Raw genomic sequence first — 2,678 nt, 5'->3', positions numbered from 1 at the left:
ATACTATAGAGAAACCGAGTCTAAAGCGGACATTTTAGTAGATCAATCAGAAGATATATTCAAGGTCAAAATGACACACATTATATATAGAAGAAAAGACGGTTTTTTATAGATATAAATCCTCAATCTTGGAAAAATGAAAAGAGAAAACAGTTTCAACCTAAAAAAACGAAAAAAAGCTCACAAATCCCTTGCAATCGCAGGGGCTTTGTGTTATTCTATTATGGTGCTGTAAATTACAGCCTTAGCTTTGATGCAAGAGGTTGCGACACGCTCGGTTGCATTGCCACGCAACGCGCGTCGGTTTTCTTGTGGAGCTAGCCTATTATCTTAAATAGACGAAAAGGAGAAAAAGATGGCAAACAAAAAAATCCGTATCCGTTTGAAAGCTTACGAACACCGTACGCTTGATACAGCGGCTGCAAAAATCGTAGAATCAGCTACTCGTACAGGTGCACAAGTTGCGGGTCCAATCCCACTTCCAACTGAACGTAGCCTCTACACAATCATTCGTGCGACTCACAAATACAAAGACTCTCGCGAACAATTTGAAATGCGTACACACAAACGTTTGATCGATATCGTTAACCCAACTCAAAAAACAGTTGATGCGTTGATGAAATTGGATCTTCCAAGTGGTGTAAACGTAGAAATCAAACTTTAATCTAAAGCTTGATACCTTGAGCATAAAAAACGCTCGTTAAAAACTTTTTGAATAAAAAATATAGAAAAGGAACTATTTTCTCATGACAAAAGGAATCTTAGGGAAAAAAGTGGGAATGACTCAAATCTTCACTGAAGCTGGCGAATTGATCCCTGTAACAGTTATTGAAGCAACTCCAAACGTTGTTCTTCAAGTTAAAACTGTTGAAACAGACGGATACAACGCTATCCAAGTTGGTTTCGATGACAAACGCGAAGTATTGAGCAACAAACCTGCTAAAGGACATGTAGCGAAAGCTAACACGGCTCCTAAGCGCTTCATTCGTGAATTCAAAAACGTTGAAGGCTTGGAAGTTGGTGCTGAAATCACAGTTGAAACATTCGCAGCTGGAGACGTTGTTGACGTAACTGGTACTTCTAAAGGTAAAGGTTTCCAAGGTGTTATCAAACGCCACGGACAATCACGTGGACCAATGGCTCACGGTTCTCGTTACCACCGTCGTCCAGGTTCTATGGGACCTGTTGCACCTAACCGCGTATTCAAAGGTAAAAATCTTGCAGGACGTATGGGTGGCGACCGCGTAACAATTCAAAACCTTGAAGTTGTACAAGTTGTTCCAGAAAAGAACGTTATCCTTATCAAAGGTAACGTACCAGGTGCTAAGAAATCTCTTATCACTATCAAATCAGCAGTTAAAGCTGGTAAATAATAAAGAAAGGGGAAATCAGTCACAATGGCAAACGTAACATTATTTGACCAAACTGGTAAAGAAGCTGGCCAAGTTGTTCTTAACGATGCAGTATTTGGTATTGAACCAAATGAATCAGTTGTGTTTGATGTAATCATCAGCCAACGCGCAAGCCTTCGTCAAGGAACACACGCTGTTAAAAACCGCTCTGCAGTATCAGGTGGTGGACGCAAACCATGGCGTCAAAAAGGAACTGGACGTGCTCGTCAAGGTTCTATCCGCTCACCACAATGGCGTGGTGGTGGCGTTGTCTTCGGACCAACTCCACGTTCATACGGCTACAAACTTCCACAAAAAGTTCGTCGCCTAGCTCTTAAATCAGTTTACTCTGAAAAAGTTGCTGAAAACAAATTCGTAGCTGTAGACGCTCTTTCATTTACAGCTCCAAAAACTGCTGAATTTGCAAAAGTTCTTGCAGCATTGAGCATCGATTCTAAAGTTCTTGTTATCCTTGAAGAAGGAAATGAATTCGCAGCTCTTTCAGCTCGTAACCTTCCAAACGTGAAAGTTGCAACTGCTACAACTGCAAGTGTTCTTGACATCGCAAATAGCGACAAACTTCTTGTCACACAAGCAGCTATCTCTAAAATCGAGGAGGTTCTTGCATAATGAATTTGTATGATGTTATCAAAAAACCTGTCATCACTGAAAGCTCAATGGCTCAACTTGAAGCAGGAAAATATGTATTTGAAGTTGACACTCGTGCACACAAACTTTTGATCAAGCAAGCTGTTGAAGCTGCTTTCGAAGGTGTTAAAGTTGCCAACGTTAACACAATCAACGTAAAACCTAAAGCAAAACGTGTTGGACGTTACACTGGTTTTACTAACAAAACTAAAAAAGCTATCATCACACTTACAGCTGATTCAAAAGCAATCGAGTTGTTTGCTGCTGAAGCTGAATAATCTAAGGAGGAAATATCGTGGGAATTCGTGTTTATAAACCAACAACAAACGGTCGCCGTAATATGACTTCTTTGGATTTCGCTGAAATCACAACAAGCACTCCTGAAAAATCATTGCTTGTTGCTTTGAAGAAACAGGCTGGTCGTAACAACAACGGTCGTATCACTGTTCGTCACCACGGTGGTGGACACAAACGTTTCTACCGTTTGGTTGACTTCAAACGTAACAAAGACAACGTTGAAGCTGTTGTTAAAACAATCGAGTACGATCCAAACCGTTCTGCAAACATCGCTCTTGTACACTACACTGACGGTGTGAAAGCATACATCATCGCTCCAAAAGGTCTTGAAGTTGGTCAACG

Annotated in this window: 4 protein-coding genes and 2 pseudogenes; all 6 read left to right on the top strand. The window is 40.8% G+C overall.

Features of this window, described 5'->3' with window-relative positions; all coding sequences use genetic code 11:
• Positions 1-112 (top strand): annotated as a pseudogene (locus tag GMD1S_RS12575) (phosphoribulokinase); the annotation flags it as partial.
• 243 nt (positions 113-355) lie between these two features.
• Positions 356-664 (top strand): 30S ribosomal protein S10, encoded by a 309-nt coding sequence (rpsJ, locus tag GMD1S_RS07110; protein WP_001284513.1) that lies wholly within the window; start codon positions 356-358, stop codon positions 662-664.
• Positions 665-746: 82 nt separating this feature from the next.
• Positions 747-1,373, top strand: a complete 627-nt coding sequence (gene rplC / locus GMD1S_RS07105) for a 50S ribosomal protein L3 (protein ID WP_000160197.1) — start codon at positions 747-749, stop codon at positions 1,371-1,373.
• 24 nt (positions 1,374-1,397) lie between these two features.
• On the top strand, positions 1,398-2,021 hold the full coding sequence (gene rplD / locus GMD1S_RS07100) for a 50S ribosomal protein L4 (RefSeq protein ID WP_000024537.1): 624 nt from the start codon (positions 1,398-1,400) through the stop codon (positions 2,019-2,021).
• The gene (locus GMD1S_RS07095) at positions 2,021-2,317 is read left to right on the top strand and encodes a 50S ribosomal protein L23 (protein ID WP_001055347.1); all 297 of its coding nucleotides are present in this window, start codon (positions 2,021-2,023) and stop codon (positions 2,315-2,317) included. Before rplD ends, GMD1S_RS07095 begins: the two co-directional genes overlap by 1 nt.
• A 17-nt stretch (positions 2,318-2,334) precedes the next feature.
• A pseudogene (gene rplB, locus GMD1S_RS07090) lies at positions 2,335-2,678 on the top strand (50S ribosomal protein L2); the annotation flags it as partial.

Origin of the sequence: Streptococcus sp. GMD1S, assembly GCF_000296875.1 — a bacterium.
In the GTDB taxonomy this organism is placed as follows: domain Bacteria; phylum Bacillota; class Bacilli; order Lactobacillales; family Streptococcaceae; genus Streptococcus.
Note: the sequence above shows the minus strand (reverse complement) of the source record. Positions and strands in the feature narration are given on the sequence as shown.

Excerpts from the sequence above, each read along its gene's own strand:
- rplD (WP_000024537.1), top strand. The coding sequence starts at position 1,398 with ATGGCAAACGTAACATTATTTGACCAAACTGGTAAAGAAGCTGGCCAA.
- rplC (WP_000160197.1), top strand. The coding sequence starts at position 747 with ATGACAAAAGGAATCTTAGGGAAAAAAGTGGGAATGACTCAAATCTTC.
- GMD1S_RS07095 (WP_001055347.1), top strand. The coding sequence starts at position 2,021 with ATGAATTTGTATGATGTTATCAAAAAACCTGTCATCACTGAAAGCTCA.
- rpsJ (WP_001284513.1), top strand. The coding sequence starts at position 356 with ATGGCAAACAAAAAAATCCGTATCCGTTTGAAAGCTTACGAACACCGT.